Source organism: Bradyrhizobium algeriense (assembly GCF_003062295.1).
GTDB lineage: Bacteria > Pseudomonadota > Alphaproteobacteria > Rhizobiales > Xanthobacteraceae > Bradyrhizobium > Bradyrhizobium algeriense.
Map to the genome: position 1 here is coordinate 1 of NZ_PYCN01000105.1, position 3,133 is coordinate 3,133.

The following is a 3,133-nucleotide window of genomic DNA, read 5'->3' on the forward strand; positions in this document are numbered from 1 at the left end:
TGCTTCTCAAAACTCAAGCAGTTCCGCCGCGTCGCAACCCGCTTCGAAAAGACCGCCCGAAACTATCGGGCCGTCGTTACTCTCGCCGCCATCGTCCTATGGCTCCGCTAAATGTCCACACCACCTAGGGCCTCGTTGTCGGGTCCGCCGCCGGGAAAACCGTCGCGATACGGAACGGGCCCCCATATTTGGATGTTCACAACCGAAAGGGCGCCCGCCAAATGACCCGCGCCATCCAAGCCCCATGGCCAAATCAAAGTTCAAGGACTCAAAATCTCTGTTTCCCGGTACTGGGTACCGGTCCCCCAGCTCCATCCGGCAGGGGCGGTGACACGCCGGAATTTCCAACGGTCACGTCTGCATTTTCTACCTGCCAAGTCGCGCTATCGGCAAATCGCACATCGTCCAGCATAATCTCGAGGGCATGCTTCTGGTCAAGCCCGCGCATCAGCAGCGCTCCCTTATCGCCACGCACATGGCGTAGAACGATCTGGCGATAGACCGGAATGCTGTTGCCTTGGGCGTGGGGATCGTATTTCGTATCGAATATGATCGGCCATCGGTTGCCGCTGAGGCTTACATTCTCATAGGTCACCTTCTCGACCAGGCCGCCCTGGCTGACATCGCTCTTGATACGCAGGCCCGACGCCGTGCCGTCGAGGGTCAGGCCGCGCACCAGTATGTCGCTAACACCCGAGCTCACCTCGCTGCCGATCGACATGCCGTGCCCCCAACCGAAGCTGTTATTGATGATGGAGACATAGCGGGTGGGACCATTGTTGCCGGCCTTGATCGCCACATTATCATCGCCAGTGCGGATGAAGCTTTGGGTGATGGTCACATCCTGGCTGGCGCCTGCATCAATGCCGTCGGTGTTGCGGATATTGGCGGGTGCATCGATGGTGACGCCCCAAAAGGTGGCACCTTCGACCCGGTTCATCGCCACGTGGAAATTGGGCGCATTGCGCAAGGTGATACCGTGGAAGGTGATGTCTTTCGCATCGTCTATCTGGATCAAACCCGGGGCGTTCAGGTCGCCGCCCTCGGTTTGCGCGCGGCGGGCCAGCCGCCACCAAGGTCCGGTGCCGCCGACCACGTACGCGCCACCCAGGCCATCGATGATGCCGTCGCCATAGATGCCGCCACCGCGCGTTTTGGCAAAGTTGATGAACGGCCGACAGCCGTCGCCCTTGTCATCGATGGTACCGCAACTTCCCAGGCCCTTGTCATAGGCCGTTGGGTCGGGGATGGCAAAGAGCGTTGCATTGCGCTCGATCCAGAGCGTAACGCCCGATTTCATCTCTATTGGACCCGACCGGAACTCGCCACTCGCCAAATAGATCGCTTCGCCAGCGGGGCAATTGTCAATAGCGTCTTGCAGCCTGATCGTTTCGTTCTTGCTGGAAGGGACCAGGCGGGCGCACACCTGTCTAGGCGCGACAGGTTCGGCGACAGTGCGGCGGTCTTGGGCCTGGACGGCGGGGCAAAGAGCGATGGCGGCAACCGTGGACAGCACGGCCCGGTAGCGGAAAAGGTTTGTCATGAACACCCTCGTGCGTTTGCGCCCTTCTAGGCGACGTGATCTGTCCCGTAAGCTGAACGCCGGCCAATTCTGGTTCGCAGTCAGGAAGGCTTGCCAAGAAGGCACCAACGGTCCGGCTACGATTGCAAAAGCCAAGGCGTTCAGGCCTGGTCCTGACGCAAAGTCCGCGATTTCCCGCGAATTGGTCGTGACGTTGAATCCGGGGGCTCGCAGTTTCAATTTTCCCTGGGAGTAAGTGTAAACCGATAGGGCCGGATTGTAGCCGGTGGCAGTGTACGGATCGCAATTCTTTGCTCGGCTGGCCGGGCCGATAGCGGTGGTGCGTCCTTAATGTTGTATTCTCCCGCCAACGCGGTGCTGGTGATCAAGGCCAGGGGCCCCATGCCCAACGCCCTGGTCGTCCTGGAAGTCCAATTCTTCATGATTGCATTTCGTCGCATAAGATGTCGTATCCTGCGGTGGACAACTCCGATAAAGCAGGGGAGCTGGATGGTGTTGGCAAGCAGCGGAGCAAAAGCTGGGCCAATCGCCCGATGCTTCCGTATATGAGAGCCGCTGCGTGGACAGCTGGTCAGAACGAACGCGCAGCACCTCCTTTTGATCCAAAGCAAACCGGTGCTTGTTTACTATCCAACATGTTGCGAACACGACATTGCACACGAAAAACCGCAACAATTTCGCTGTTTCGCACTCGCCCAATCCTGCAGCCTCACACGCCGCATGGAGAGCTGGCGGCAATACGATCAGGAGCGCGTTTGAGTCTCGACCTGCCGCACTGTGATGCGGTCGCCGGTTCTCCGCGAGCCCGCGACGACCGCACCTCGCGCCAAAGATTATAGCCTGCGCATTCTCGCCTGCATCGGAGATGGATTATGACGGGCAAGTCCGCCGCGTAAAAGCAAAAAGTCAGCCACACGGATGGCCTGTGACGAGGACGAGGCGCTTTTTCCCATTTCGAAAGTGAGGCCAAGAAGGGCAACTTGGCCGCAACCACTGTCGCGATATGGTAAGCGCGCTACGCAGCTTCAGCGCCTGGGTTCGAACGACTGGGAGGCCGCCAATGACTGGTCGGCTTAGCCAACTGGTCCGTCCTACTATCCTCAATCAGCGTTGATACAGCTCCGGCAGCGGCTGCCGGAAGGCCGGCGCTTAGCCGTGCCATCAGGCCGGCGACCATGTCGAAGCGAAGTGACTGAGGACGGGAGGCCCGGGAAGGCACTCGGCAATCAGGCGCATTGCAGGAGCTCCCCCATCTGGTGGACCCGTTGGTAGTACGTTGCGGCTCTGGGATCGAGCCCCCGGGCCATCGCAGCAGCGGCCGCCGGATTTCGGGCCTGTCATCGCGAGGGGCGGTAGCAGCACGACCGCCCACGCTGGGCCTCGGAGGGCCTCGTCGAAGCACTCCACAGCGAGGGGACCCTGCCGAGCGCGGACAGTCCAAGGGATATCTCCATCGATGGTGTTGTAAAAGTCTCGACTTAATCTGACAGAATGGTTTGGACTGGTGGGGAATGGAGCTGCGGGGCGAGCGGGAGCGCTCACCCGAACTGGCGCTCCCGCGCTGCCCCGCAGCGTCTCACACAGGAGATG

1 protein-coding gene and 1 pseudogene are annotated in these 3,133 nt (G+C 60.2%); one reads left to right on the top strand and one right to left on the bottom strand.

The window, feature by feature from the left end:
• Positions 1–111 (top strand): annotated as a pseudogene (locus C7G61_RS42340) (IS5/IS1182 family transposase); the annotation flags it as partial.
• Positions 112–268: 157 nt separating this feature from the next.
• On the opposite strand, the gene C7G61_RS42345 reads toward C7G61_RS42340, so the two are convergent.
• Positions 269–1,543, bottom strand: a complete 1,275-nt coding sequence (locus C7G61_RS42345; RefSeq protein WP_108523375.1) for a glycoside hydrolase family 28 protein — start codon at positions 1,541–1,543, stop codon at positions 269–271.
• Positions 1,544–3,133 lie beyond the last annotated feature (1,590 nt).

Excerpts from the sequence above, each read along its gene's own strand:
- C7G61_RS42345 (WP_108523375.1), bottom strand. The coding sequence starts at position 1,543 with ATGACAAACCTTTTCCGCTACCGGGCCGTGCTGTCCACGGTTGCCGCC.